This is a genomic window from Pseudomonas sp. IT-P100 (genome assembly GCF_949767185.1).
Classification (GTDB): domain Bacteria; phylum Pseudomonadota; class Gammaproteobacteria; order Pseudomonadales; family Pseudomonadaceae; genus Aquipseudomonas; species Aquipseudomonas fluorescens_B.
This window is the reverse complement of the sequence record NZ_CATKQK010000011.1, coordinates 593112-618815: the sequence shown is the minus strand read 5'-3', so window position 1 is coordinate 618815 and position 25704 is coordinate 593112. Positions and strand designations below refer to the sequence as shown.

The window sequence follows — 25704 nt, the reverse complement described above, 5'->3', positions numbered from 1 at the left end:
GGCTCATCTATTCGGGGCCACGGCGATAACCTCAGGTCTGTTTCTTCCCTGCTGCCAATCCGCACACCATCAACACCAACCCCGGAATCCACAATCCGGGCGCTGTAACCACAAAACCACAGATGGCCAACGGTATCCCTGTCAGAAACAACGGATTTCGAAACGCCTTTTCCATAGCAAATCCTCCTTGATAATTGCTTTCATTAAACCATAACAGTCTGCCGGTGAACGGCGATCCCTTCACGAGAGTCCGTTGAACCAGCCCAGCACGCGCAATACCCTCGCAAACGTTTTTTCATTGGCAAAAGACACCAGCAGCAATAAGCCACTCCCCATAACGGTGAAAAGCACACCACCAACGGCCTCGAAGACAATCAGAAATATTCCCAATGCCATGAATGCGGCGCCAAGCGCCCCAAGCCACCTTCGGCTCCGCTTCTGCTCGGGATACCTGTTGAACATTCAGTTTTCCCCATCAATTAGCGCATCGATCAACAGTAGATCAGGCGCCCCCACAAACTATCAATCACCTTCTGCCGCCACGCGCGGCATGGAGCACCCAATGAAACGAGAGCTGATCAAAATCAGTGAGTTCCAGCGCCGGCGCTGGGGCGAGAACGGCACCCCGCAGTGCCCGCAAGCTATCCGCAACCACATCCGAAACGGCGCGGTGCCCGGGGAGCAGATAGGGAAACTCTGGTACGTTGACTGGACCGCATTCACCCGCTCGGACGGTAACGACCTGGTGGCAATGGTATTGAAAGGAGCTGCATGATGGTCCCTCGGCCGCGGAACAAGGCGAATAAGAACCTCCCGCAGAACCTGTACTTCGATGCGCGGCGCTCGACATACCGCTATCGGCGGCCAACAGATGGGAAGTGGTTTCAGTTCGGCGCCGATCGCATCAAGGCAATCGACGCCGCGAAGCAGTTAAATTTGGAGTTCATGCGCGGCGCTGACCTGGTCGGCGCTGTGATGAACCAACCCACCGATTCGTTTGCCGGTTTCCTCGACACCTACGAACGCGACGTTCTACCGCCGCGCGAATTGGCCAAGGGCACCCTCGGCTTATACGCGGTGCACTTCAGGCGCTTCCGCAAGCAGTTCGAAGGCAAGGCCGTTGACCAAATCACGATTCGCATGGTCGCCGAAATGCTGGACGCACTCACGCCTCGTACGGCGAACCAGTGCCGCGCGCTGCTGACAGACATATTTAACCACGCCGCGGCGAAAGGGCTCTGCCCGGACAACCCGGCGGCCAGCACCATCAACCGCATCGAGAAGAAACAGCGCAAGCGCCATACCGTCGAGGGACTGAAAGCCATCCGGGAGAAATCACCGGCCTGGCTGCAGAACGCCATCGACTTGGCCCTGATCACCGCGCAACGCCGAACCGACATCCTCGATATGCGCTTCGATGGGGTTCGGGAGGGATTCCTGTACGTCGTGCAGAAGAAGACGGCCAAGGCCAGTGACGCGGCATGGATTCGCTTCCGCGTTACGACGGAGTTGCAGGCGGTGATCAGCCGGTGCCGCGACGATGTGGTCTCGCCATACCTAGTGCACCGCAAGCCCGATCGCCTGAAACAGAAACAGGCACAAACCAAGGACCACTGGACGAAGATTGAAGAGAGGTATTTGACTCGAGCATTCAAGGACGCCCGGGAGGCGGCGGAATGCTACAAGGGATGGAAGGAGGAAGAGATGCCGGGCTTCCACGAAGTGCGAGCGCTGTCGCTGCATCTCTACAAGAAAGCCGGTAAGGATGGGCAGAAAATTGCTGGCCATGCGAGCGAGGGCATGACCAAAAACTACCAGCGGGACCATGAGGAAATCATTTGGTCAGAGGCGATTCCGGACCTGAATATCAGCGAAATCACCGGGTAGTTTTGCGCCAGTTTTGCGCGGGTTTTGCGCAGGCACAAAAAAGCCGATCCATCTGATCGGCTTAAGTGACTGATTTTACTCAGTAAATATGGTCGGGACGGAGTGATTCGAACACTCGACCCCTAGCACCCCATGCTAGTGCGCTACCGGACTGCGCTACGCCCCGACTAGGCGTGAAACCCGTTCTTCATCTCGAAGAACGGTCAAGAATATATCGCAAGCTTTTGAAAACTGGAAGTATTCAAACGCATGAATTTATTTCTTGAGCACCACCAGCACATCTTCCAGTTCGGCAATCATCTGCCGAATCATCTGCTTGTATTGAGTGGTGTCGTCTTTGGCTTCATCGCCGGACAAACGCAAGCGCGCGCCGCCGATGGTGAACCCTTGATCGTAAAGAAGCGCGCGGATCTGCCGGATCATCAGCACGTCCTGTCGCTGATAATACCGGCGGTTTCCGCGTCGTTTGACGGGGTTGAGTTGAGGAAACTCCTGCTCCCAATAGCGCAGCACATGCGGTTTTACCGCACACAGCTCGCTGACTTCACCAATGGTGAAGTAGCGTTTGCCTGGGATGACGGGTAGCTCGTCGTTATGACTTGGTTCCAGCATAAGCCTCAACTCGGGCCTTCAACTTCTGCCCTGGACGAAAGGTGACCACACGGCGAGCCGTGATCGGGATTTCTTCACCCGTTTTCGGATTGCGGCCGGGCCGCTGGCGTTTGTCCCGAAGGTCGAAATTGCCGAAACCGGACAATTTGACTTGTTCGTTGTCTTCAAGAGCGTGCCTGATTTCTTCAAAAAACAGTTCGACCAATTCCTTGGCCTCCCGTTTGTTCAGGCCCAGCTCTTCATACAGACGTTCCGCCATTTCAGCTTTCGTCAGAGCCCCCATACGTCACTTCCTTAACGTGGCGTTCAACCTTTGTTCGAGCGAGGTGAGGATGTTTTGCGTCGCGGTATTCACCTCATCGTCATTAAGAGTGCGCGATGGATGCTGCCAGGTCAAGCCGACTGCAAGGCTTTTTCTATCAGGATCAATGCCTTTACCCTGATATACGTCAAATAGCCTGAGGTCCGTCAGCCATTCCCCTGCATTTTCACGGATTACGTCCAGTACAGCGCTAGCCGCGACGCCTTTTTCGGCAATCAACGCGAGATCACGACGCACTTCAGGAAAGCGCGATAACTCCTGGAATTTAGGCATTTTGCCCAACGCCACTTCAGCCAGAACCAGCTCGAAAACGAAGACCGGACGATCGAGACCGAGGGCTTTCGACAATTCAGGGTGAATCGCACCCACGAAACCTACCAGCCGACCTTCGCGTTCGATGCGCGCGGTTTGACCCGGGTGCAGCGCTGGGTGCTTGCCCGGCACAAACGTGAACGAGTCCAGCGCACCGGCGAAGCCCAGCACCGCTTCCACGTCAGCCTTGACGTCGAAGAAATCCACGACATCGCGACCTTGCGCCCAGCCTTCCGGCAGACGGCTGCCGCACACCACGCCAGCCAGCATCGGCTCTTGCTTCAAACCTTCCAGCTGACCGACGAAACGCAGGCCGCTTTCGAACAGACGGACGCGATCCTGTTGACGATTCAGGTTGTGCTGAAGCGCCTTGACCAGACCTGGCCACAGGGACGAGCGCATGGCCGCCATGTCGTTGGAAATCGGGTTGGCCAGCAGCAGCGGCTCGACACCCGGATTAAACAACTCGAATTGTTTCGGATCGATGAAGCTGTAGGTGATCGCTTCCTGATAACCACGGGCTACCAGCAGACGACGCAGCTCAGGCAGGTCGCTACGCGCTTCAGCCTTGGCTTGCGGCGCCAGACGGGCTTGCGGGTAACGAACCGGCAGACGGTTGTAGCCGTACAGACGGGCCAGCTCTTCGATCAGGTCAACTTCGAGGCTGATATCGAAGCGATGGCTTGGCACTTCAACGCGCCACTGCCCTGCCCCGTCCGCCGAAACGGTGAGGCCCAAGCCGTTGAGCAAACGCTCGACTTCGGCCGGTTCCATTTCCATACCCAGCATCTGGGTGATGCGCTGGGCACGCAGGGTGACCGGCGCGATCTTCGGCAGATGCTGTTCGTTGACGGTTTCGATGATCGGACCGGCTTCGCCCCCGGTGATTTCCAGCAGCAGGCCAGTGGCGCGCTCCATGGCTTCACGGGCCAGTTGCCAGTCCACGCCACGCTCGTAGCGGTGCGAAGCGTCGGTGTGCAGGCCATAGGAACGGGCCTTGCCAGCGACAGCGATCTGATCGAAGAACGCGCTTTCGAGGAAGATGTCGCGAGTGGTCGCGGTGTTGACGCCGCTGTGCTCGCCACCCATGACGCCGGCGATAGCCAATGCACGGGTGTGGTCGGCGATCACCAGCGTATCGCTACGCAGGCTGACTTCCTGACCGTCGAGCAATACCAGCTTCTCGCCTTCTTCGGCCATGCGCACACGGATGCCGCCATTGATTTCGGCGAGGTCGAACGCGTGCAGCGGTTGACCCAACTCCAGCATCACGTAATTGGTGATGTCGACGGCAGCGTCGATGCTGCGCACATCGCCACGACGCAGACGCTCGACCATCCACAGAGGCGTAGGTTTGGACAGGTCTACGTTACGGATCACACGCCCCAGGTAACGCGGGCAAGCGGCTGGCGCGAGCACTTCAACCGAACGCACTTCGTCGTGCACGGCTGGAACGGTGGCGATGACCGGGCGGGTGACTTCAGCGGCGTACAGCGCGCCAACTTCACGGGCCAGACCCGCCAGGGACAGGCAATCGCCGCGGTTCGGGGTCAGGTCGACCTCGATGCTGGCGTCGTCCAGGCTCAGGTATTCACGGATGTCCTGGCCCACCGGCGCATCGGCCGGCAATTCCATCAGGCCATCATTGCCTTCGCCGATTTGCAGCTCGGCTTGCGAGCACAGCATGCCGTTGGACTCAACGCCACGCAGCTTGGCTTTCTTGATTTTGAAGTCGCCCGGCAGTTCGGCACCGATCATGGCGAACGGGATCTTCAGGCCCGGGCGCACGTTTGGCGCACCGCACACAACCTGGAAAGTCTCCGAGCCATTGCTGACCTGGCAAACACGCAACTTGTCAGCGTCCGGGTGCTGCTCGGTGCTCAACACCTCGCCCACCACTACGCCAACGAATTCACCGGCGGCCGGCGTAACGCTATCGACCTCAAGACCGGCCATCGACAGACGAGCAACCAGCTCGTCGCGACTTACCTGCGGGCTTACCCAGCCACGCAGCCATTGTTCACTGAATTTCATCCTGCTCTCCTAAGAATTCGTTACGACTAGCGAAATTGCGCGAGGAACCGCAAGTCGTTGTCGAAGAACAGACGCAAGTCGTTCACGCCGTAACGCAGCATGGCCAGACGTTCAACGCCCATGCCGAAGGCAAAGCCCGAAAACTCTTCCGGGTCGATCCCGGACATGCGCAGCACGTTCGGGTGAACCATGCCGCAGCCCATGACTTCCAGCCAGCCAGTCTGCTTGCAGACACGGCAGCCTTTGCCGCTGCACATCACGCATTCCATGTCGACTTCAGCGGATGGCTCGGTGAACGGGAAGTACGAAGGACGGAAGCGCACGGCCAGTTCTTTTTCGAAGAACACACGCAGGAACTCTTCGATGGTGCCTTTCAGGTCAGCGAAGTTGATATCGCGATCGACCAGCAGGCCTTCGACCTGGTGAAACATCGGCGAGTGAGTGATATCGGAGTCGCTGCGATACACACGGCCTGGACAGACGATGCGGATCGGCGGCCGTTTCGATTCCATGGTGCGGACCTGTACCGGCGAGGTATGGGTGCGCAGCAACATGTTGGCATTGAAATAGAAGGTGTCATGCATCGACCGGGCCGGGTGATGGCCTGGGATGTTGAGCGCTTCGAAGTTGTGGTAATCGTCTTCGACCTCAGGGCCTTCGGCGATGCCGTAGCCAATATGGGTGAAGAACTGTTCGATACGTTCCAGAGTACGAGTAACCGGATGCAGGCCACCCGAGGTCTGGCCACGGCCAGGCAGGGTCACGTCAATGGACTCGGCAGACAGTTTGGCGGCCAGGTCGGCCTCTTCAAACAGTGCCTTGCGGGCATTGAGAACCTCTGTGACACGCTCCTTGGCAACGTTGATCAGCGCGCCGACTTGCGGACGCTCTTCTGCCGGCAAATTCCCCAGGGTCTTCATCACCTGAGTCAATTCACCCTTTTTGCCAAGGTAGTGAACCCGGATTTGCTCCAGGGCATTGATATCTTCAGCGCTTTGCACAGCCTCTAGTGCTTGAGAGACGAGCGCATCCAGGTTTTCCATGTACAGACTCCAGATACAAAATAGGGGAAGAGCTTGAAGGCTCTTCCCCTATTTATGACGTTTAACACCTGGCCCCACAGAGGTGAGGCCGGGTGACTGTCGGGGGTACTTAAGCCAAGGTGGCTTTAGCTTTCTCGACAATCGCAGCAAACGCCGCTTTTTCGTTCACTGCCAGATCAGCCAGAACCTTACGGTCGATCTCGATGGACGCTTTTTTCAGGCCGGCGATGAAACGGCTGTAGGACAGACCGTTGATACGTGCACCAGCGTTGATACGAGCGATCCACAGAGCGCGGAACTGACGTTTTTTCTGACGACGGTCACGGTAGGCGTATTGGCCTGCCTTGATTACCGCTTGCTTGGCAACACGGAATACGCGCGAGCGAGCGCCGTAGTAGCCTTTAGCAAGTTTCAGAATTTTTTTGTGACGTTTACGGGCAATGACGCCACGCTTTACACGAGCCATGAGTTACTTCCTCTATTCTTGACTAAAATTAACGAAGGCGCAGCATGCGCTCGACTTTTGCCACGTCAGACGGATGCAGCAAGCTGCTACCGCGCAGTTGACGCTTACGCTTGGTCGACATTTTAGTCAGGATGTGGCTCTTGAAAGCGTGCTTGTGCTTGATACCGTTAGCAGTTTTCAGAAACCGCTTAGCAGCACCACTTTTCGTTTTCATTTTTGGCATGTTCGGATACTCCGCATTCAGTTGATAAACATAATCAGAAGGCCTGCCGTGCCCTGATGATTACTTCTTCTTTTTCGGGGCGATGACCATGATCAGCTGGCGTCCTTCCATCTTAGGATGCTGTTCGACCGAACCGTACTCGAGCAAGTCACCTTCAACTCGCTTGAGGAGTTCCATCCCCAGCTCCTGGTGGGCCATCTCACGGCCGCGGAATCGCAAGGATACCTTGGCCCTGTCCCCATCACTCAGGAAACGTACCAGGTTGCGCAGTTTTACCTGGTAATCCCCTTCCTCCGTCCCTGGACGAAACTTGATTTCTTTAACCTGAATCTGCTTCTGGTTTTTCTTGGCCGCGGCAATCTGCTTCTTCTTCTCGAAGATCGATTTGCCGTAGTCCATCAGTTTGCAAACAGGGGGTACTGCATCGGCGGAAATTTCCACCAAATCCAGTTTGGCCTCTTCAGCCTTAAGAAGCGCGTCTTCAATTGACACAATCCCAAGCTGTTCACCTTCAGCCCCAATTAACCGAACCTCGCGTGCCGAGATATTCTCGTTGATCGGGGCTTTCGGTGCAGCTCGTTTATCTTGTCTCATTTCACGCTTAATAATAATTACTCCGAATCTGGGCGACCACGCCGGGAAACCGCTTGCGCGAGAAACTCAGCGAACTGGGCGACGGGCATCGAGCCCAGGTCAGCACCTTCACGAGTACGCACAGCGACAGTCTGCATCTCGACCTCCCGATCTCCGATAACCAAGAGATAGGGAACCTTGAGCAAAGTATGCTCGCGGATTTTAAAGCCGATCTTTTCATTTCTCAAGTCAGACTTGGCACGAAATCCGCTTTCGTTGAGAGTTTTTTCAACCTCGGCGGCAAAATCGGCCTGTTTGTCAGTGATGTTCATGATCACTGCCTGGGTCGGAGCCAGCCACGCAGGGAATGCACCCTCGTAGTGCTCGATCAGGATGCCGACGAAACGTTCGAAGGATCCGAGGATCGCCCGGTGCAACATCACCGGGTGCTTGCGACTGTTGTCTTCGGAGACGTATTCGGCTCCCAGACGGACAGGCAGGTTAAAATCGAGCTGCAGGGTACCACACTGCCAGACACGACCGAGGCAATCTTTCAGCGAGAACTCGATCTTCGGACCGTAGAACGCACCTTCGCCCGGCTGCAGATCATACGGCAAGCCAGCGCTGTCAAGGGCTGCAGCCAGTGCAGCTTCGGCGCGATCCCACAGCTCGTCGGAACCGACACGTTTTTCCGGACGAGTGGACAGCTTCATCTCGACATCTTTGAAGCCGAAGTCGGCGTAGACATCCATGGTCAGCTTGATGAACGCGGCGGATTCGGCCTGCATCTGTTCTTCGGTGCAGAAGATGTGCGCGTCATCCTGAGTGAACGCCCGCACACGCATGATGCCGTGCAGCGCACCCGATGGCTCGTTACGGTGGCAGGCACCGAATTCGGCCAGGCGCATCGGCAACTCGCGGTAGCTTTTCAGGCCCTGATTGAACACTTGCACGTGACAAGGGCAGTTCATCGGCTTGATGGCGTAGTCGCGGTTTTCCGACTGGGTGGTGAACATGTTGTCGGCGTAGTTGGCCCAGTGCCCGGATTTCTCCCACAGGCTGCGGTCAACGACTTGCGGAGTCTTGATCTCCAGGTAGCCGTTGTCGCGCTGAACCTTGCGCATGTACTGCTCGAGCACCTGGTACAACGTCCAGCCGTTCGGGTGCCAGAACACCATGCCCGGCGACTCTTCCTGGGTGTGGAACAGGCCCAGGCGCTTGCCGATCTTGCGGTGATCGCGCTTTTCAGCTTCTTCGATGCGCTGGATGTAAGCCGCCAGCTGCTTCTTGTCAGCCCACGCGGTGCCGTAGACGCGCTGCAATTGCTCGTTCTTGGCATCGCCGCGCCAGTAGGCGCCGGACAACTTGGTCAGTTTGAAGGATTTCAGGAAACGCGTGTTCGGCACGTGCGGACCGCGGCACATGTCGACGTATTCTTCGTGATAGTACAGGCCCATGGCCTGTTCGTTCGGCATGTCCTCGACCAGGCGCAGCTTGTAGTCTTCGCCGCGGGCCTTGAACACTTCGATCACTTCGGCGCGCGGAGTGACTTTCTTGATCACGTCGTAATCTTTTTCGATCAGTTGCTGCATGCGCTGTTCGATGGCGGCCAGGTCGTCCGGAGTGAAGGGACGTTCGAAGGCGATGTCGTAATAGAAGCCTTCGTCGATGACCGGGCCGATGACCATTTTGGCCGTCGGGTACAGCTGCTTGACCGCGTGGCCAACCAAGTGGGCGCAAGAGTGGCGAATGATCTCCAGCCCCTCTTCATCCTTTGGCGTAATGATTTGCAGCGTCGCGTCGGCGCTAATGATGTCACTGGCGTCGACCAGCTTGCCATCGACCTTGCCGGCCACGGTGGCCTTGGCCAGACCTGCACCAATGGATGCGGCGACCTCGGCTACGGAAACCGGGTGATCGAATGAACGTTGACTGCCGTCGGGAAGAGTAATAGTTGGCATGGCGCCTCCTCTCCTAGTGGTGACCCCTACCAAAGGTCACGTGGGTTGGGATGAGCCAGTACAAGATCCGGTCCAGGCCATTCAATGACGAACGCCTGCCTTACAGCGGCAGGAGCCTTGCGGCCAACCGGAAAACCGAACCAGAGTGACTGGGATTCAAATCAGGGTTATTCGAACATCTGCCGCCACCGGGACTGAAGGTCATCCGGAGCCTGCAAACGCCCGAGCGAGGCATGCTAGCACAGATGAACGGTCGTCGCGGTGCCGGCTTTTCTGCAAGGGCAAATCAGCTGTTTTTATGCCAGAGTGCTGAACTGAACCCGGTTTTACCCCTCAGATAACAAGACATTGACCCACAAGGAGCATCCCAGCATGCGTCTGAATCGTTTGTTCGCAGTAGTCGCCCCTATCGTCCTGCTGCTGCCACTGACCGCTCATGCCGATTGGCCGAAGGGCGAGCGCGAGAAATACATGGCTCAATGCACCCAGGCAGCGACTCCGCAGATCGGTGCAGCCGCGGCAAAATCCCACTGCGCTTGTGGCGCCGATGCGATCAAGTCGTACCCGGCCAGTGACATTCAGGCATTGATGGACAACAAGGCCAGCGACGCACTGAAACAAAAAGCGCTGACCAAAATCGCGGCGTGCAAAGCCGATCCCAACGCAAAAAAATAAGCCTCAGAGGAGTCTTAGAAGGCCTCAACAGCCGATGAAAAGCCCCTGAAAAGCTGTTTTTCGTACAATTTATGCAGGTTTTACAGCTTTTTTTATCGTCTTTACTTTCGGCTGAAAGCCTTTTAAATCGGGGCTTTCAGCCACATCAAGCAACAAAGCAAGCGTGACTGTAGGGCAAACAGCACGTCCGGGGGGCTCCCAAAGCGAACATTTCGACTATGATACCCCGGTGTGCCCAGTTGGCCTGAGCAGCACAGTACTACTGAAAATATATGTTTCTTGGAGATACACCATGTCTAATCGCCAAACCGGCACCGTTAAATGGTTCAACGATGAAAAAGGCTTCGGCTTCATCACTCCTCAAGGTGGCGGTGACGACCTGTTCGTACACTTCAAAGCTATCGAAAGCGACGGTTTCAAAAGCCTGAAAGAAGGCCAGACCGTTTCCTTCGTGGCTGAGAAAGGCCAAAAGGGTATGCAAGCTGCTCAAGTTCGCCCAGAGTAATTTCCAGGCGCACTAAAAAAACCCCGTCCATGTGACGGGGTTTTTTATGGGTGAAGCAAAAGCCTGACGCTGTCAGCCGCAGTTGATGCGCGTGATCACCAGCTTGTCATCGGTGTTCAGGTTCAGGCGATCGGAACGGTACTCCAGGGTCACCATATCGTTAGGCTTGAGGATACGGGCATTCTGTGCACCGGCGCGGATGCGCGCCTGCTCGAGCAGTTCGGGCGAAGCCTTTTTGCCAATGGTGAATTCGGCAGCCTTTGCTTCGCAACGGCTGTGACCGGTATCAGTCGTCGTGACAGGGTCTGTTGCCGATTCGGTGGACGTACTACTGCAACCGGCCAGCAGGCTAGCGGCCAACAAAGTACCCAATGACGCGAGCTTCCAAGGCATGAAGCCTCCTTTTTTCAATAGTTAAGCTGAGATCGTGCGACCGCCAATCTGGCGTTTGGTTTCACAGGCAGCGCTTTCACCCTGCCCTCGATCCGGACAATCGGCGAGTTTGCCTGAGCATTCCCGGTCGTTCACCCCGCAATCGTGACTTTATATGACCTGCGCTCAATAAATGTCGATGTAATCGAACGGTGGCGTTGGCCAGTTGCCTTTCAACGCATTGAAAATCTGCATGACCCAGACTTCGTCACTGGCCGCGACCAATCCCACATACCCGGAGCCTTTGGCCCACGTCTCCAGACGAAACAGGAGACCGTCGATGTCGGTGCCGCCCACGACGCCCGATGAAATGTAAGCGATGCCGCCCTTGGTCACCCGCAATTGGGCGTGCTCATCATCACTGGCAGAGGCTAGCAGCTGGCGCACGGCCTCAAGCGTCAAGCCGTCAGGAGAGTTCAAATCGATCTGCACAGCACGGTCCTTGATAAATCTTCAAAGACCAAGTGTCGCATAGCCCTCCCCTCATGCCTAAGTCGGAGTGCCAAACGTCCGGCAAAATGGTTAACTCACACTCAGACTTTCCCGAATTCACGAGCCCCATCATGACCACCGTAAGCATCGACGCCGACATCAAAGCCAAATGGCCGCAAGGTCATAGTTCATACAGCCCGGGCAGCCCGGAAGAGTTGGCAATCATTGGTATCGATCTATTGGTCAAGGAGCTGGGGACTGAAGCGGCGCAATCCTTCATCGCGCAGGTGTTCGAGAAGTACCCGACCGACTACAAAGGCGCCGAATACAACGAAAGGGAGTGAAACCCGCAGGCGGGCACCTGCGGGTGTGAAACTTACTTCAGACGCGCCAGACGCTGGGTCAGCAGGTCGAAGAAACCCTGAGCGTCGCCGCTTTCAACCCAGAAAGCGTTCTTCGGCGCTTTCAGGCCGTCATACCAGTCGACGATGGTTTGACCGAATGTCGGGCCCTCGTCGCTATCAACCACCACATTGACCGAACGGCCAGTGAACAACTCGGGCTTGAGCAGGTAGGCAATGACCGTAGCGTCATGTACCGGGCCTCCCGGAAGACCGTAGTGCTCCATGTCGCCTTTGACGTATTCGTTGAGAATATCGCCCACCAGCTTGCTGGCGTTGTTGTTCAGCGCGGCGATCTGCTTCAGGCGCGCCTCGCTGGTGAGGATCTTGTGGGTCACGTCCAGGGGCAGATACGTCAGCTTGACGCCACTTTTCAGCACCACTTCCGCCGCTTGCGGGTCAGCGAACAGGTTGAATTCCGCCACCGGGGTGATGTTGCCGCCATTGAAGTGCGCACCACCCATGATCACCACTTCCTTGATGCCCTGAACGATTTCAGGTTCCTGGATCAGCGCCAGGGCCAGGTTGGTCTGTGGACCGAGCATGGCGATGGTGATGCTGTGGGGCTTGGCAGTTTTCAAGGTATCGATCAGGTAATTGACCGCATTGCCCTTGGCCAGGCCTTTCTTCGGTTCATGCACGGTCACACCCGACAGGCCTTCCTTGCCATGAATGTTCTCGGCATAGATGGGCGTGCGCATCAGCGGCTTCGGCGCACCGGCATACACCGGAACGTCTTCGCGCCCTGCCCACTCGCGGGCCAGCCGCGCATTACGCGAGGTCTTGTCCAGGCGAACGTTACCGGCGACGGTGGTCAGCGCGCGGATGTTCAACTCTTCCGGTGATGCCAGGGCAAACAGCAAGGCCACCACGTCATCGGCACCCGGGTCGGTGTCGATGATCAAGTCGATCTTTTCCGCCGCCTGGGCGCTTGTTGCGGTTATCAAGGACAAAAGCAGCAAACTCCGGAGCAGGTGGCGCAGTTTCTGAGCATAGCGGTGCATGGCGCACTCCTTGTGCGTGGGAAAACAGAGAGACAATGGCGAATCAGAACGTGACCCCGGCCACCAGCACGATGTTGCAGTACGGCTGACATTCGCCTGTACGAACAATCGCCCGCGCCTGTCGGCTCAAGACCTTGAATTGGTCATGACTGAGCAACTCACGCTGACCCAGCGCACCTTCGGCATTCAGTTCGTCCAGCGCGAACAGCGCCGACGGTTGCTTGTCCAGGATCTCCTGGGCCAACACGTGGCTTTCGACCTGCATTTCGCTGAGCACGACTTTCAACGTGCTGATGAAATCAGGAATGCCGTGGGTCAGGGCCAGATCGATCAGCTCGACGCCCGGCGGCACCGGCAGACCGGCATCGCCAATCACGACCTTGTCGCCGTGGCCCAGGGAAGCGATCAGTCGCGACAACGCGACGTTGAGCAATGGTGTTTTCTTCATGGTGTTTTAAAGCCCTGTACATCGGACAAATCGGGAATCGAGGGCTGCGCGCCGGCACGGGTCACCGACAGCGCGGCGGCCACCTGGCCGAAACGAATCGCGTCGCCCTCGTTTTTGCCGGCCGCCAACGCGGCGGCGAAACCACCGACAAAGGTGTCGCCTGCCGCCGTGGTATCCACAGCTTTTACCTTTGGCGCCGGAAAGTGTTCGAAGCTTTTGCCATTGGCAAACAGCGAGCCTTGGGCCCCCAGGGTAATGATGACCTTGCCCGCCCCCATGGCAATCAACCGGGTCGCAGCGGTTTCAGCGGTTGCCAGGGAGTCCACCGGCAAACCGCTCAGTGCCGAGGCTTCGCTCTCATTTGGAATCAGGTAATCGATGGCGGCATACCAGTCTGCCGGCAGTGGACGACTGGCTGGCGCCGGGTTGAGAATCACGGTTTTTCCTAGCTCACGACCGCGCTTGAGCGCATGTCCGACCGTGGCATCCGGCACTTCCAGCTGACAAATGATCACATCTGCCACCTGCAATACCGCGTCAAAGCGATCGATCACTTCTGGCGTCAGCGCGCCATTGGCACCGGCGACGATAACGATCGCGTTCTGGCTGTTGTCATCCACCACGATCAACGCCACGCCGCTGGCACCGTCGACGGTGCTGACCGCCTGGCAATCGATACGGTCGGCCAACAACGCCCCGCGCAGTTCCTCGCCGTAGGCATCGCTGCCCACGCAACCGACCATCGATACCTGCGCCCCCAGTCGCGCTGCCGCAACCGCCTGATTGGCACCCTTGCCGCCGGAGACTGTGGCAAACGACTCTCCGATCAGCGTTTCACCGCCGCGGGGCAACCGCGACGCGCGGGTCACCAAGTCCATGTTCAGACTGCCTATCACCACTACTTTTGCTGGCATACATCACTACTCATAAATGCTGTTTCAACGGCGCTTTTGATTTAACGGCTTTCCATATTCAACGGAAGTGGTCAAACACACCGGCCAGCGGCGCGGTCGATTCCCGCAGGACGATACTGGGCGTCACGATCCGTTGATCGGTGGCCATGTCCGGTGTGGCGATCCTGCGCAAAAGCACGCCGGCCGCCATCTCGCCGAGTTGCAGGATCGACTGGCCCACGGTGGTCAACGCCGGATAGACATAACGGCTCATCTGGATATCGTCGAAACCGATTACCGACAGCTCGCTCGGCACACGAATATTTCGCTCGGCGGCGGCTCGCAGCACGCCGATGCCGATCATGTCGTTGCCGGCAAAAATCGCGCTGGGCGGGTTCTTCTCCAACAGGATGGCGGCGGCGCTGTAACCGCCGGTGCTGGTGAAATCGCTTTCCAGCATGCGTTCGTCAGGCACTTCGACGCCCGCCTCTTTCAAGGCGCGGCAAAAACCTGCAAGACGCATCTGCGCCACGCTGGTACTGGCAGGCCCGCCAATGGTGGCGATGTCCCGATGCCCCAGTTCCAGAAGGTGTCGGGTCGCCAGATAAGCGCCGTACTCATGATCGATGCGCACCAGATCGGCATTCACCCCTTCCAGCCCGCGGTCGACGATGACCATCGGCGTGCGCACGCCTGCCAGACCTTCTGCCAGCCCCGCGTCGCCACCGGCCGATGCCACGATCAGCCCGTCGATGCGCTTTTCCAGTAGCACGCGCAGGTAGCTGCGCTGCTTTTCCGGGTTGTCGTCGGAGTTGCAGAGGATCACGCAATAGCCATTACGCTCGCAGTAATCCTCGATGCCGCGAGCCAGTTCGGCAAAGTACGGGTTGAGACTGTTGGGCACCAGCAGACCGATGGTCGCCGTGGTCTTGGCCTTCAATGAGCGGGCCACGGCGCTGGGCACGTAGTCGAGAGTTTTGATCGCGGCCTCGACCTTGATCCGCACCTCCTCACTGACCGGCCGGGTCTTGTTCACCACGTGGGACACCGTGGTGTAGGAAATCCCCGCGAGCGCTGCCACATCCTTGATTGTTGCCATGACTCAGGTCCGCCGGCTTGCGCGCTGACTGCGATAGGTATCAAGCACCACCGCCACCACGATGACCGCGCCGGTGATGATGCGTTTGGTCGGTTCGGTTGCGCCGATCTGCGCCAGGCCGGCCGCCAGTACGGAAATGATCAGGACCCCGAAAAAGGTGCTGATGACCGAACCGCGGCCGCCCATCAGGCTGGTTCCGCCGATCACCACGGCGGCAATCACTTGCAGCTCCAGGCCCGACCCGGCATTCGGGTCCGCCGCTTCCAGGCGCGAAATCTGGAACAGCGCGGCGATACCCGCCAGCAGTCCCATCAGGCTGAACACCAGGATCTTGTAGGGCTTTGGATTGATCCCTGCCAGACGTACCGCTTCTTCATTGGTGCCGATGCCGATCAGGTAACGACCGAACACCGTGCGGGTCAACACCGCCTGCGCAATGAAGATGATCAGCAAGGCAATGATGAACGATGGCGAGATACCGAAGGCGATCGGGTTGGACAGCCAGGCAAAGGCATCACCGATGTAGGCCGTGCGCGAACCGGTCATCTGATACGCCACGCCGCGCGCCATTTCCAGCACGCCGAGGGACACGATGAACGACGGAATACGCCAGGCTACGGTGATCGAACCGGTGATGGTCCCGGCCAACGCAGCCGCCGCCATGCCGAGTAGCGCCGCCGGCAGTACGCTCCAGCCCCAGCCGAGAATCGCCACGCTGACCGTCGACGCTGCAAGCGCCAGCACCGAGCCCACCGACAGGTCGATGCCGCCGATGATCAACACGAATGTCATGCCGACCGCGAGCACCATCAAGTCCGGAATCTGGTTGGCGAGTGTGCTGAAGGTGTCGTAAGACAGGAAATGGCTGCTCAGGACAGAGAACAGCGCGACCATCGCCAGCAAGGCACCGGCCAGGCCCAGATAGGTGCCGAGGCCGTAAAAATTGCCACTACGTTTACCGGCGGACGTTGCAGTTTTCATTGAGGGTCCCTAGGCGCTGCTTCATTGAGCAACGCATCATGTTTTTGGTAACCGGCGAAAGCGGCGGCAAGCAAGTCATCCTGGGTCCAGCTATCGCGTTCGAACGTCTCGATCAGGCGCCCCGCCGACAGCACGCCGATGCGGTCGCAGATCAGCATCAGTTCGCGCAGGTCGCTGGACACCACCACCAGCGCCTTGCCCTGACGGGTCAGTTCGCCGAGCAGTGCATAGATGTCGAATTTGGCGCCGACGTCGATGCCACGAGTCGGCTCGTCGAACAGCAACACCGAACAATCGCGCTCCAGCCAACGGCCGATCACGACTTTCTGCTGGTTGCCGCCGGACAGCTCCGAGACCAATTGCGTCGGGCTGGAACTGCGGATGCGCATGGCGTCGATCTGACGCTGGGCCAGGGACATCTCGTCACCGGTGTTGACGAAACCACCACTGGAAATCTCTGGCATGTTGCCCAGGGCAATATTCGCGCTGATCGATTGCGTCAGCAGCAAGCCCTCGCCCTTGCGGTCTTCAGTGATCAGGGCAATGCCATGATCAACTGCATCAACCGGTGAACGAATACTCACGACCCGTGCGGGCGATCCCAGTGCGACCGTGCCGCTGTCCGCCGGGTCGGCGCCGAAGATCAGGCGCAGCAACTCGGTACGCCCTGCCCCGATCAAACCGGAAATCCCGAAAATCTCGCCAGCGCGCACTTCGAACGACACGTCGCGCACCTTGTCCGAGCGAGTCAGCCCCTTGACCGTCAACGCCGGAGCGCCAATCTTGCGTGGGCCCATGTCGATGTGTTCACCGAGCTCACGGCCGACCATCAGGGTTACCAGTTGCTCGCTGTTGTAATTGGCCATCGGTTCGACGCAGACCAGATTGCCGTCGCGCAACACCGCAATGCGCTGTGCGACACGGGCCAGTTCTTCGAGGCGGTGCGAGATATAGATGATCGACACGCCGCGCGCCTGCAGACGGGTGATCTGCTCGAACAGCATCTCGACTTCACGGGCCGTCAGCATTGCGGTCGGTTCATCGAGGATCAGCACATGACAATCGCCGATCAGGTTCCGGGCGATTTCGACCATTTGCTGGTGACCGATGCCCAGTTCGCCGACCAGGGTGTCCGGGTCGATCGCGTCGAGCCCAACCTGGGCCATGGCCTCGATCGCGGCCTTGCGCAGTTGCTTGCGACTGATCCAGCCCGCATTGCTGGGCAGGTTGTCGAGAAACAGGTTTTCCGCCACCGACAGGGTCGGCAGCAGATTGAGTTCTTGCATGACCATGCGAATGCCCAGGTCTTCAGCCTGGGTGCGGCTGCCGGGGCGGTAATCCTGACCCTGGAATTGCATCTGGCCGGTGGTCGGCGTGACCAGCCCGCCGATGATCTTCGACAGCGTGCTTTTGCCGGCGCCGTTCTCGCCGGTCAGCGCCAGCACCTCACCACGCATCAACGTCAGGTCGATGCCGGCAAGGACTGGCTGCGCATAGGTCTTACCGATACCGCTGACCGAGAGGACAGCGTTCGGAGCGGAAACTGACATAAGAATCTCCATGTGCTCGCCCGGACGGGCGAGCACCGTTGTATCGCCGGAAGGACTACTTGGTAACCAGCTCTACCGGCGTTTCGATCACACCGTTAGTGCCGCTGTCGACCTTCTCGCCCTTGATGATTTTCAGCGCCGTCTCGATACCGAACACGGCTTGGCGGGCGGCAAACTGGTCAGCGGTAGCCAGGACACGGCCATCCTTGAGCATCGGCTTGATGGCATTGATGTTGTCGTAACCGACCACTTGCACCTTGCCGGCCTTGCCCGCGGCACGGACTGCAGACACGGCGCCTACGGCCATGCTGTCGTTACCGGCCAGCAGAGCCTTGATGTTCGGGTATTCGCTGAGCATGGACGAGGCAACCTGGTTGCCCTTGTTGATTTCCCAGTCGCCGGATTGCAGGGATACGACCTTGATCTGCGCCGCTTCCATCGCATCCTTGAAGCCAGCAGTACGGGCCTGGGCATTGGTGGTGGTGGACACGCCTTCGATGATGCCGACTTCGTCACCGGCCTTCAGCTGCTTGGCCAGGTATTCGCCCACCAGCCGCGCGCCTTTGCGGTTGTCCGGACCTACAAACGGGACGGTGATGTTCTTGCTTTTGACGACGGCTGGATCCAGCTGGTTATCGATGTTGATCACGGTGATGCCGGCATCCACCGCTTTCTTGATCACTGGCACCATGGCTTTGGAATCAGCCGGCGCGATGACCAGCGCATTGACCTTGGAGACGATCATCTGCTCGACGATGCGGATCTGGTTGGCCGTGTCCGTTTCGTCCTTGATGCCGTTGGAGATCAGTTCGAAATCGCCGGAGTGGTCTTTCTGGTAGGCCTTGGCGCCGTCTTCCATGGTCAGGAAGAATTCGTTGGCCAGGGATTTCATGACCAGCGCGACTTTGGGTTTTTCAGGGGATTCGGCCAAAGCCGAGGAGACAGGCAACGCGGCGGATGCGGCAGCCAGCATAGCGACAGCGAGAAGACGTCCAGCGAATGGCAGCTTCATGGGTTCACTCCGATCTTATGATTATTCTGAGCAACGCTTGCGCTGGCATAAGCTTCACTGCATTCGCCGAGGAACAAGCCATCGGCGGAGCCGCGCAAACGTTTGCGTAGACCGAACTATGCGAACCCTGTGGTCATTTGTCAACGACCGAAAAAACGTTTTGTACTTCGGCGGGTGTCTCTTTTTATGCCGTGGTGCTGACAATACCACCCGCGCTGGAACCCTTGGCCAGTTCCTTGACCAGATTGCCGGTTACTTCCAATAGCGCGCCGTTGGTGTCGGCGACCTGTCCCTGAATCGACATGACCACTGCAGCCTTGGCTTCCGGTGTCGGGTAAGTCGCAGCCTGGGCTGCCGCCAATTGCTGCTGTTGCTCGCGCAGTTGCTGCTGCAGCTCCTGCATGCGTTTGAGCAACATCTTTACTGCGATGCTTTGGTCGCTGCCGCTTTCTGCTTTGGCTTCGGCCGGGGTGCCGCCACCGGTGCGAACCTTGGTTTTGTCAGCCGATTCCTCGTTACCCAACGCCGGCGCCGACGCTTCGGAAGTCGATTCGCTCAAAGCGTTGATCGTCGCCGTGGACTTGCCACCAATGGTGATCGCGCCTGCATTGGGAAAGCCAACCGAAAATGACATGTGAACTCCTGGAGAAAAAGATCCTTTGAAGGGCATCGACCTGTGCACGGGTTTCTTTAGCACTGATTGGCAACTGGCATGACAAGTTGTTTAAAAGTGACCGTAGCCCTTTTCGGAGAGCCGAACGTAAATGCCAAACATATTCGGAAACCCGGACAACAAGCTGTTTAAGGCCCCCCTGACAAAAACCACATAATTGATACAAATCATTAGGTTAAAGGCATTTTTTCAATTCTGGATGTGACTGGTACAGATCCTGCTCCCTCTCCCCCACCCCAGGCGCTCAGATCAACCTGGGGCGCATCTAGATGAACCTGCATCAGCACCGTCTCACAACTAGAGAGAAAAATAATGACATCTGCTTTCAAGACTTTCGTTCCGGGCGCTTTGGCCCTCCTGCTGCTCCTTCCGACCGCCCTTCAAGCGAAAGAAGTCGAAACCAAACAGAAACTGGCGAACGTGGTGATCCTCGCCACCGGCGGCACCATTGCCGGCGCAGGCGCCAGCGCCGCCAACAGCGCGACGTATCAAGCGGCGAAAGTCGGCATCGAACAATTGATCGCCGGCGTTCCGGAACTGAGCCAGCTGGCTAACGTTCGCGGTGAACAGGTCATGCAGATTGCGTCAGAAAGCATCACCAACGACAACCTGCTGCAACTGGGCCGCCGTGTGGCCGAACTGGCCGACAGCAAAGACGTCGATGGCATCGTCATCACCCACGGCACCGACACCCTGGAAGAGACCGCCTACTTCCTGAACCTGGTCGAAAAAACCGACAAGCCGATCATCGTCGTGGGCTCCATGCGCCCGGGCACCGCGATGTCCGCCGACGGCATGCTGAACCTGTACAACGCCGTCGCTGTAGCCAGCAGTAAAGACGCTCGTGGCAAAGGCGTGCTGGTGACCATGAACGATGAAATCCAGTCAGGTCGTGACGTCAGCAAGATGATCAACATCAAGACCGAGGCGTTTAAAAGTGCCTGGGGTCCACTCGGCATGGTGGTCGAAGGCAAATCCTACTGGTTCCGCCTGCCAGCCAAGCGCCACACCATGGATTCGGAATTCGACATCAAGAACATCAAGAGTCTGCCTGACGTCGAAATCGCCTATTCCTACGGCAACGTGAGTGACACTGCCTACAAAGCGCTGGCTCAGTCCGGCGCCAAAGCCATCATCCACGCCGGCACCGGTAATGGATCGGTGTCTTCGCGGGTCGTTCCAACCTTGCAGGCCCTGCGCAAGGACGGCGTGCAGATCATTCGGTCCTCCCACGTCAACGCTGGCGGTTTCGTACTGCGTAACGCTGAACAACCTGACGACAAGTACGACTGGGTCGTTGCGCATGACTTGAATCCACAGAAAGCACGCATCCTGGCCATGGTCGCACTGACCAAGACCAATGACAGCAAAGAGCTGCAGCGGATGTTCTGGGAATACTGATTCACCCTCGCCCGACCGGTCCCGGTCGGGCACCTGTTGCCACTCGCCATCCCCGGCGAGTGGTTTCTTATCCGATAAAAAAATTCGCCTCTTCCTACACCAAACGGAAAAAACCGCTGTCAGAGGATTTTCTTGAATTTTAAGCAGTTGCGAAATTGCCTACAGTTAAATACTGTATGCACGTACAGCTTAATAAGGATAATTCCGTGGCCACCACCTCTGCCTCTCCTGACGCCTATGAACGCATGGGCATGCGCGTCCAGAAAATCATCAATTCCCCCACCGCTCAAAAAGCCAAAGCTGCGCTGATCTTTCGTCTTCCGGACGAGCCCGTGGATGAGTGGGAACAGTTGCTCGAAGAAATCGACGAGAACGACAACGTCACCCTCGCCTATCGCGACGATGGCGGTGTGCAGATTTTCTGGGTTGTGCCGAAGGAAGATTGAGTCAATGAGTGTCCGTTGTTTTGCTTTGCTGTTTCTGCTCTTCGCGATGGGTGCCCAGGCTGACGCTCCGCGCACCTTCAGCGAAGCCAAGAAAGTCGCCTGGAAGTTGTATGCGCCGCAATCCACCGAGTTCTACTGCGGGTGCAAGTACACCGGCAACAAGGTGAACCTCTCCGCCTGTGGTTATGTGCCGCGCAAAAATGCCAAGCGTGCTGCTCGCATCGAATGGGAGCACATCGTCCCTGCCTGGCAGATCGGCCACCAGCGTCAGTGCTGGCAGGAAGGCGGACGCAAGAACTGCACGCGCTACGACCCGACCTATCAGAAAGCCGAGGCCGACTTGCACAATCTGGTGCCGAGCATCGGCGAAGTAAACGGCGATCGCAGCAACTTCAGTTTTGGCTGGCTGCCTGAGCAATCCGGGCAATATGGCTCGTGCCTGACCCAGGTTGATTTCAAGGCAAAGAAGGTCATGCCTCGCCCTTCCATTCGCGGCATGATCGCCCGGACTTACTTCTACATGAGCAAGCAGTACGGCTTGCGCCTGTCAAAACAGGATCGGCAACTGTACGAGGCCTGGAACAAAACCTATCCGGTGCAAGCCTGGGAACGGCAACGCAATCAAAGTGTGGCGTGCGTGATGGGACGTGGTAACGAGTTTGTCGGGCCGGTTGACTTGAAAGCGTGCGGTTGAACGCTGACTGAACGCAAAAAAGGCCTTGGGTTGAATGCCCAAGGCCTTTTTTGTTTTTAACCGCCCTCGCTTTACCAGGGTGGTCAATCGCCGTTACTGAGTCACCGGACGCTCGATGACCAGCAATTCGATGTTCTGTTTTTTCGCCCGGGTCAGCGCCGCGCGAACCTCCGCCTGCTTGGCTTCAGCTTCGGCTTTCGAATTGTATGGGCCCATCAGGATGCGGGTCTTGCCATTTTCCTTGACCACGCTGGCAACAAAACTGTGCTCGATCAGCCAGCCGCTAAGATCGCTGACCGCCTGGGTTATTTCACCTCGTACTTCCAGATCCCACTGGGGTGCGGCGGCCACCACTGGGGCGGCAGTCGCCGCTGGCTGCGGTTTTTGCGCCTCTACGCTCTTGCCTTCACCACATCCCGCCAATGCCAGTACTGCGATTACCAAGGCCATTTTGCGCACAACGCTTCCCTCTGAATGCTGAAAGCAGGGATTTTAACATTCATGAATACTTCCCGAGTGCCGCAAAATGGGCTCAAAACAACGAGAATGATGGATGCGGCCTCTGTATAGTTACGCCTTGGGAATTAATGCAGCATCTGCGCGTCAGAAAGAGGCACCCAAACCGTGAGACTTCGCACTAATCTATACATACCACCGACCTCTGCACTGTCCGAATCAGGTGCCCTATAAAGCAATCAAGGAGAAGACCATGCTGATACTCACCCGCAAAGTCGGTGAAAGCATAAACATTGGCGATGACATTACGATCACCATTCTGGGCGTAAGCGGCCAGCAAGTCAGAATCGGCATCAACGCCCCGAAAGACGTTGCGGTGCACCGCGAAGAAATTTATCAGCGCATTCAGGCCGGCCTGACCGCCCCGGACAAGCCACAACCCTGAATCCTGCTGCAGTCAGTAGCCAGCCCGTTCGCCCCGGAACCACGGCTGGCTAAGATTCAAGCGTCGCTATCACCACCGCAGCCACCCGGAACGTGAAGCCGATACTAGCGGCATGTCTCACGTCATGGCTGTCGGACGTTTCGGATAAATCCCGGGGAAGTGCGCAACCGCACTCGACTAACCAAACGTCACACCCCGCGCCATCCCGGTAGCCGCCACGACCATCAACAGAACCAGCAGCGCTTCGATGTGACTGATCCGTGCAAACAGCGCTGCACGGCCGGTATTGATGGCCGCCCCCCTCGCCTGTGCAATCCGCCATTTGATCAGCGTCACCATCGGCGCAACTTCAAGCAGCAGAATGAGGACGAAAAGCGTCATCTTGAGGTGGAACAGCGGCTGGTGAAGATAGTAGTCCGCGCCCTTTTCGTACCCGGCAAAGGCGCGCATCCCACCGGTGACCAACAGGAGGACTGCAGAAATCCCCCACAGGTTATCCGCGATCAATACGCTGCGCGCTTCCCCCACGCCTGTAGCCAGGCGCCGAAAGGCCGTACCGCGAGACAGGACTGCCCAGAAACCCAGGGCAAACGCCAAGAGATGGATCGCAGCAAGAAACCAGTGCACAAGCATCGATATACTCCCTCAGGCCAACGTTCGGATTGGCCTGAAGTAGTAGCCCAAAAAACATCGCATTGCCCGCTTCAAGCATCTGCGACAGAGGCTACCTGCGCTATCCGGCACGTCATGGAGTGCCAGCCCGGCAGTGAATGATGACGGATGAGTCCACCCGCTTCGCGACCTGAATTCTTAATAACGGAAAAGCAATCGCGGTAGCTTAAAGAGCTCGCTGGTACGAACTATCCGCTTGAAAGTAGCTGACTTGCGACGCTGGGTGACAATCATTCGGCCAATTTCGAAGCCAAACTCGGCTGCATCTTCACGGGATACAAAAAGCATCGAAGGCGCTTCACTGGCCCCTCTGACTTCTTTTCCGTCGAACCAAATCGAAATTTTTGTCGTGTGATGCGTTTGCAGATTTTCTGGTTCGTCTGGATTTGTTTTGATGGGGCCGACTGTAGCAACAAGGATCTCGTAACCTGAGTAAGTCTCTTGCTTCGTAACGATTGAAGTCCCTGTTGTCATTACTGCCGTCCATTGCCTGTAAAAGATTGGGCGCTACGATACCCGTAAATCTCAGCAATGCCAAATTGCCATCACCTCAGAATCGCATCCGGTTGCGCAGGATGATATCTCGGCGATTGCCTTGAGGTGATGAACTGCAGATGGGCGCTGATCGGCGTTTTGAGCGGGGGGTGTTGCAAACGTTCTGCATGAAATTCGAAGCAACAAAAAAGAGCCCACCTTTCGGTGAGCCCTTCTAGACCGCCCAGCAGAGCGGATTTTGTTTGGTAGGCGCGATTGGACTCGAACCAACGACCCCCACCATGTCAAGGTGACAGGGAGTCGTTTGCAACCTATTGATATAAAAGGGAAATGGGGTGTTTTTTTGATACCATCAAAACCTGCAGATCACCCTATAAGAATCAATAACTTAGCGTTGTATATTCCTACAGTAGTACCCCTTCTCCGGCGTCCTGCCGAACGAATCCCAATCCTTTTTTGACTGCTACGCTTTCCTCTTCCACGGAGGAACACCATGCCAAATTCAGACCTGCTCCCTTCCCTGCTCTACAAGATCAACGAAAACCAATTGGCCCTTGAGGCCGCAATCCTTGAACTGTCCAACTAGGTCGAGCAGCAAGGCGCCGCCAAAGTCGCGGACAACGTGCGCGGTGTTCTGGACACTATCGACAAGAATGAAGAGTTCATCAAGCTGACGCTTGCGGTGCTGATGACCCCGGATTAACACCAAACTTACGTCGCGCACGCAGTTTCCGAGGCCAAAAAAACCACATTGAAAATACAGATAACGCTATTAGGCCGGTAGCCACTGCATTCGAAGCATAGGCAAGTTGCCGTCTCAGAAATCGTAATTCGTCAAAATATTCGTCTGAAAGATATGGAGCTCCGCCTGAGGATTCGGTAACTATCTTGGCCACTAACTTTGCATTCGAAGGAATAACGCTGTACTTATATCTTTCTTGGATTGAATCAAAGCCTAGGTCTGATGGATAAGGGCCGATGCCGTAATCAGGATCGGTAAAATACGTTTTTCCATCGATCACCACCTGAGTGACGACATGGCCACCCAGCCCATATGTGCTGGAATCGATTCCATTTGCACGGAGAATTCTAGTGACCGCTGCTGCGCGCTCACTGCAATAGCCGCATCTCAGCGTGCTGAATCTGAATAGCCCTAGCTCATATGCAGCGTCATAACCGAATAGCTTCGCAGCTTCATTGCCAACAGTTCCTATCCAAGAAAGCGAGTTGTCTTCCGGGAGACAATGATACGTCGCAGAATGAACTGTACGGGTCACACGAGATACATAAGCCAATACCGGCTCAGCCCTTCCTATAACCCAAACTCGTGGCGGTATATCTTCCAGGGTGGGACCAGCTATATGGTCGTATCCAGGTAAATCCATCCCCCTTGCTGTGGGCTGCATATCATGAGCGAAATGCTCAACTGCCACACAAAGAGGAATGCTAATCAACAGTATTTTTGCGATGCACACAAAGCCTTTTTTGAACATCATTCGGGCCTCCGGCCCAGTACCGAAAATAAAAATAGCGAACAATTATACTCGCTAAGACGGC

Annotated in this window: 33 protein-coding genes, 1 tRNA gene and 1 pseudogene; 10 read left to right on the top strand and 25 right to left on the bottom strand. The window is 57.0% G+C overall.

Features of this window, described 5'->3' with window-relative positions:
* Window positions 1–31: 31 nt before the first annotated feature.
* Together ACM6IQ_RS11100 and ACM6IQ_RS11095 are read right to left on the bottom strand one after the other, a co-directional pair.
* Window positions 32–175, bottom strand: coding sequence for a hypothetical protein (locus tag ACM6IQ_RS11100; protein WP_414878729.1), 144 nt, complete (start codon window positions 173–175; stop codon window positions 32–34).
* Window positions 176–240: 65 nt separating this feature from the next.
* Entirely contained in the window at window positions 241–462 is a 222-nt protein-coding gene (locus tag ACM6IQ_RS11095; RefSeq protein WP_414878728.1) for a hypothetical protein, read from the bottom strand.
* Between the two features lie 100 nt (window positions 463–562).
* Between ACM6IQ_RS11095 and ACM6IQ_RS11090 the strand changes: the two genes are divergently transcribed.
* Together ACM6IQ_RS11090 and ACM6IQ_RS11085 are read left to right on the top strand one after the other, a co-directional pair.
* The gene (locus ACM6IQ_RS11090; RefSeq protein ID WP_059404374.1) at window positions 563–775 is read left to right on the top strand and encodes a hypothetical protein; all 213 of its coding nucleotides are present in this window, start codon (window positions 563–565) and stop codon (window positions 773–775) included.
* Window positions 775–1887 carry a phage integrase Arm DNA-binding domain-containing protein gene (locus ACM6IQ_RS11085; RefSeq protein WP_414878981.1) on the top strand — a complete coding sequence of 371 codons (1113 nt, stop codon included), beginning with the start codon at window positions 775–777 and terminating at the stop codon, window positions 1885–1887. Before ACM6IQ_RS11090 ends, ACM6IQ_RS11085 begins: the two co-directional genes overlap by 1 nt.
* A gap of 89 nt (window positions 1888–1976) precedes the next feature.
* Here ACM6IQ_RS11085 and ACM6IQ_RS11080 read toward each other — a convergent pair.
* From ACM6IQ_RS11080 to thrS, 9 genes are all read right to left on the bottom strand, one after another.
* Window positions 1977–2053 (bottom strand) — tRNA-Pro (locus ACM6IQ_RS11080).
* Window positions 2054–2142: 89 nt separating this feature from the next.
* Window positions 2143–2499, bottom strand: coding sequence for a MerR family transcriptional regulator (locus ACM6IQ_RS11075; RefSeq protein WP_003179985.1), 357 nt, complete (start codon window positions 2497–2499; stop codon window positions 2143–2145).
* Window positions 2480–2782 carry an integration host factor subunit alpha gene (gene ihfA / locus ACM6IQ_RS11070; RefSeq protein WP_002553164.1) on the bottom strand — a complete coding sequence of 101 codons (303 nt, stop codon included), beginning with the start codon at window positions 2780–2782 and terminating at the stop codon, window positions 2480–2482. Before ihfA ends, ACM6IQ_RS11075 begins: the two co-directional genes overlap by 20 nt.
* Window positions 2783–2785: 3 nt before the next feature.
* A complete protein-coding gene (gene pheT, locus ACM6IQ_RS11065; protein WP_414878727.1) occupies window positions 2786–5167 on the bottom strand; it encodes a phenylalanine--tRNA ligase subunit beta in 2382 nt (793 codons plus the stop codon).
* Between the two features lie 26 nt (window positions 5168–5193).
* Entirely contained in the window at window positions 5194–6210 is a 1017-nt protein-coding gene (gene pheS / locus ACM6IQ_RS11060) for a phenylalanine--tRNA ligase subunit alpha (protein ID WP_017337673.1), read from the bottom strand.
* A gap of 109 nt (window positions 6211–6319) precedes the next feature.
* Window positions 6320–6676, bottom strand: a complete 357-nt coding sequence (gene rplT / locus ACM6IQ_RS11055) for a 50S ribosomal protein L20 (protein ID WP_007905879.1) — start codon at window positions 6674–6676, stop codon at window positions 6320–6322.
* Between the two features lie 28 nt (window positions 6677–6704).
* Complete coding sequence (gene rpmI, locus ACM6IQ_RS11050; RefSeq protein WP_002553160.1) at window positions 6705–6899, bottom strand: 50S ribosomal protein L35; 195 nt, start codon at window positions 6897–6899, stop codon at window positions 6705–6707.
* Window positions 6900–6959: 60 nt separating this feature from the next.
* Window positions 6960–7511, bottom strand: coding sequence for a translation initiation factor IF-3 (infC, locus tag ACM6IQ_RS11045; RefSeq protein ID WP_172435341.1), 552 nt, complete (start codon window positions 7509–7511; stop codon window positions 6960–6962).
* A complete protein-coding gene (gene thrS, locus ACM6IQ_RS11040; protein WP_008023971.1) occupies window positions 7511–9433 on the bottom strand; it encodes a threonine--tRNA ligase in 1923 nt (640 codons plus the stop codon). Before thrS ends, infC begins: the two co-directional genes overlap by 1 nt.
* A 372-nt stretch (window positions 9434–9805) precedes the next feature.
* Here thrS and ACM6IQ_RS11035 point away from each other — a divergent pair, with 372 nt between their 5' ends.
* Window positions 9806–10108, top strand: coding sequence for a hypothetical protein (locus ACM6IQ_RS11035; RefSeq protein ID WP_414878726.1), 303 nt, complete (start codon window positions 9806–9808; stop codon window positions 10106–10108).
* Between the two features lie 292 nt (window positions 10109–10400).
* Window positions 10401–10613: a cold-shock protein gene (locus ACM6IQ_RS11030; protein ID WP_003179963.1), complete on the top strand. Its 213-nt coding sequence runs from the start codon at window positions 10401–10403 to the stop codon at window positions 10611–10613.
* A 72-nt stretch (window positions 10614–10685) separates the two neighbouring features.
* On the opposite strand, the gene ACM6IQ_RS11025 is transcribed toward ACM6IQ_RS11030, so the two are convergent.
* Both ACM6IQ_RS11025 and ACM6IQ_RS11020 read right to left on the bottom strand, forming a co-directional pair.
* Window positions 10686–11006, bottom strand: coding sequence for an I78 family peptidase inhibitor (locus ACM6IQ_RS11025; RefSeq protein WP_414878725.1), 321 nt, complete (start codon window positions 11004–11006; stop codon window positions 10686–10688).
* 165 nt (window positions 11007–11171) lie between these two features.
* Window positions 11172–11477 (bottom strand): hypothetical protein, encoded by a 306-nt coding sequence (locus ACM6IQ_RS11020; protein WP_017337670.1) that lies wholly within the window; start codon window positions 11475–11477, stop codon window positions 11172–11174.
* Between the two features lie 131 nt (window positions 11478–11608).
* On the opposite strand from ACM6IQ_RS11020, the gene ACM6IQ_RS11015 reads away from it, so the two are divergent.
* The gene (locus tag ACM6IQ_RS11015) at window positions 11609–11821 is read left to right on the top strand and encodes a hypothetical protein (protein ID WP_017337669.1); all 213 of its coding nucleotides are present in this window, start codon (window positions 11609–11611) and stop codon (window positions 11819–11821) included.
* Window positions 11822–11853: 32 nt separating this feature from the next.
* Here ACM6IQ_RS11015 and ACM6IQ_RS11010 read toward each other — a convergent pair whose 3' ends face one another.
* From ACM6IQ_RS11010 to ACM6IQ_RS10975, 8 genes are all read right to left on the bottom strand, one after another.
* The gene (locus ACM6IQ_RS11010) at window positions 11854–12882 is read right to left on the bottom strand and encodes a nucleoside hydrolase (RefSeq protein WP_017337668.1); all 1029 of its coding nucleotides are present in this window, start codon (window positions 12880–12882) and stop codon (window positions 11854–11856) included.
* 43 nt (window positions 12883–12925) lie between these two features.
* Window positions 12926–13330, bottom strand: coding sequence for a D-ribose pyranase (gene rbsD / locus ACM6IQ_RS11005; RefSeq protein ID WP_414878724.1), 405 nt, complete (start codon window positions 13328–13330; stop codon window positions 12926–12928).
* Window positions 13327–14244, bottom strand: coding sequence for a ribokinase (gene rbsK / locus ACM6IQ_RS11000; RefSeq protein WP_414878723.1), 918 nt, complete (start codon window positions 14242–14244; stop codon window positions 13327–13329). Before rbsK ends, rbsD begins: the two co-directional genes overlap by 4 nt.
* A 58-nt stretch (window positions 14245–14302) precedes the next feature.
* A complete protein-coding gene (locus ACM6IQ_RS10995) occupies window positions 14303–15322 on the bottom strand; it encodes a LacI family DNA-binding transcriptional regulator (RefSeq protein WP_017337665.1) in 1020 nt (339 codons plus the stop codon).
* 3 nt (window positions 15323–15325) lie between these two features.
* Complete coding sequence (locus ACM6IQ_RS10990; protein ID WP_008028232.1) at window positions 15326–16303, bottom strand: ABC transporter permease; 978 nt, start codon at window positions 16301–16303, stop codon at window positions 15326–15328.
* Window positions 16300–17853, bottom strand: coding sequence for a sugar ABC transporter ATP-binding protein (locus ACM6IQ_RS10985; RefSeq protein WP_017337664.1), 1554 nt, complete (start codon window positions 17851–17853; stop codon window positions 16300–16302). Before ACM6IQ_RS10985 ends, ACM6IQ_RS10990 begins: the two co-directional genes overlap by 4 nt.
* 55 nt (window positions 17854–17908) lie before the next feature.
* Window positions 17909–18865, bottom strand: coding sequence for a sugar ABC transporter substrate-binding protein (locus ACM6IQ_RS10980; protein WP_017337663.1), 957 nt, complete (start codon window positions 18863–18865; stop codon window positions 17909–17911).
* A gap of 184 nt (window positions 18866–19049) precedes the next feature.
* Window positions 19050–19499, bottom strand: a complete 450-nt coding sequence (locus ACM6IQ_RS10975; RefSeq protein WP_017337662.1) for a hypothetical protein — start codon at window positions 19497–19499, stop codon at window positions 19050–19052.
* 351 nt (window positions 19500–19850) lie between these two features.
* Here ACM6IQ_RS10975 and ACM6IQ_RS10970 point away from each other — a divergent pair, with 351 nt between their 5' ends.
* The 3 genes from ACM6IQ_RS10970 to ACM6IQ_RS10960 all read left to right on the top strand — a co-directional run bounded on the left by ACM6IQ_RS10970 (window position 19851) and on the right by ACM6IQ_RS10960 (window position 22079).
* Window positions 19851–20939 carry an asparaginase gene (locus tag ACM6IQ_RS10970; RefSeq protein WP_017337661.1) on the top strand — a complete coding sequence of 363 codons (1089 nt, stop codon included), beginning with the start codon at window positions 19851–19853 and terminating at the stop codon, window positions 20937–20939.
* Window positions 20940–21115: 176 nt separating this feature from the next.
* Window positions 21116–21385 (top strand): DUF1654 domain-containing protein, encoded by a 270-nt coding sequence (locus ACM6IQ_RS10965; RefSeq protein WP_193393007.1) that lies wholly within the window; start codon window positions 21116–21118, stop codon window positions 21383–21385.
* A 4-nt stretch (window positions 21386–21389) separates the two neighbouring features.
* Complete coding sequence (locus ACM6IQ_RS10960) at window positions 21390–22079, top strand: endonuclease (RefSeq protein WP_017337659.1); 690 nt, start codon at window positions 21390–21392, stop codon at window positions 22077–22079.
* Window positions 22080–22172: 93 nt separating this feature from the next.
* On the opposite strand, the gene ACM6IQ_RS10955 is transcribed toward ACM6IQ_RS10960, so the two are convergent.
* A complete protein-coding gene (locus tag ACM6IQ_RS10955; RefSeq protein ID WP_414878722.1) occupies window positions 22173–22538 on the bottom strand; it encodes an SPOR domain-containing protein in 366 nt (121 codons plus the stop codon).
* Between the two features lie 250 nt (window positions 22539–22788).
* On the opposite strand from ACM6IQ_RS10955, the gene csrA reads away from it, so the two are divergent.
* Window positions 22789–22980, top strand: coding sequence for a carbon storage regulator CsrA (gene csrA, locus ACM6IQ_RS10950; RefSeq protein WP_017337657.1), 192 nt, complete (start codon window positions 22789–22791; stop codon window positions 22978–22980).
* A 177-nt stretch (window positions 22981–23157) separates the two neighbouring features.
* On the opposite strand, the gene ACM6IQ_RS10945 is transcribed toward csrA, so the two are convergent.
* Both ACM6IQ_RS10945 and ACM6IQ_RS10940 read right to left on the bottom strand, forming a co-directional pair.
* Entirely contained in the window at window positions 23158–23613 is a 456-nt protein-coding gene (locus ACM6IQ_RS10945; protein WP_414878721.1) for a DUF2214 family protein, read from the bottom strand.
* A 177-nt stretch (window positions 23614–23790) separates the two neighbouring features.
* Entirely contained in the window at window positions 23791–24126 is a 336-nt protein-coding gene (locus ACM6IQ_RS10940) for a hypothetical protein (RefSeq protein WP_414878720.1), read from the bottom strand.
* 514 nt (window positions 24127–24640) lie between these two features.
* Here ACM6IQ_RS10940 and ACM6IQ_RS10935 point away from each other — a divergent pair.
* Window positions 24641–24850: pseudogene (locus ACM6IQ_RS10935) on the top strand (hypothetical protein).
* Here the strand turns inward: ACM6IQ_RS10935 and ACM6IQ_RS10930 are convergent.
* A complete protein-coding gene (locus ACM6IQ_RS10930; RefSeq protein ID WP_414878719.1) occupies window positions 24813–25643 on the bottom strand; it encodes a hypothetical protein in 831 nt (276 codons plus the stop codon). The pseudogene ACM6IQ_RS10935 and the gene ACM6IQ_RS10930 sit on opposite strands and share 38 nt — an antisense overlap.
* Window positions 25644–25704: the final 61 nt, after the last annotated feature.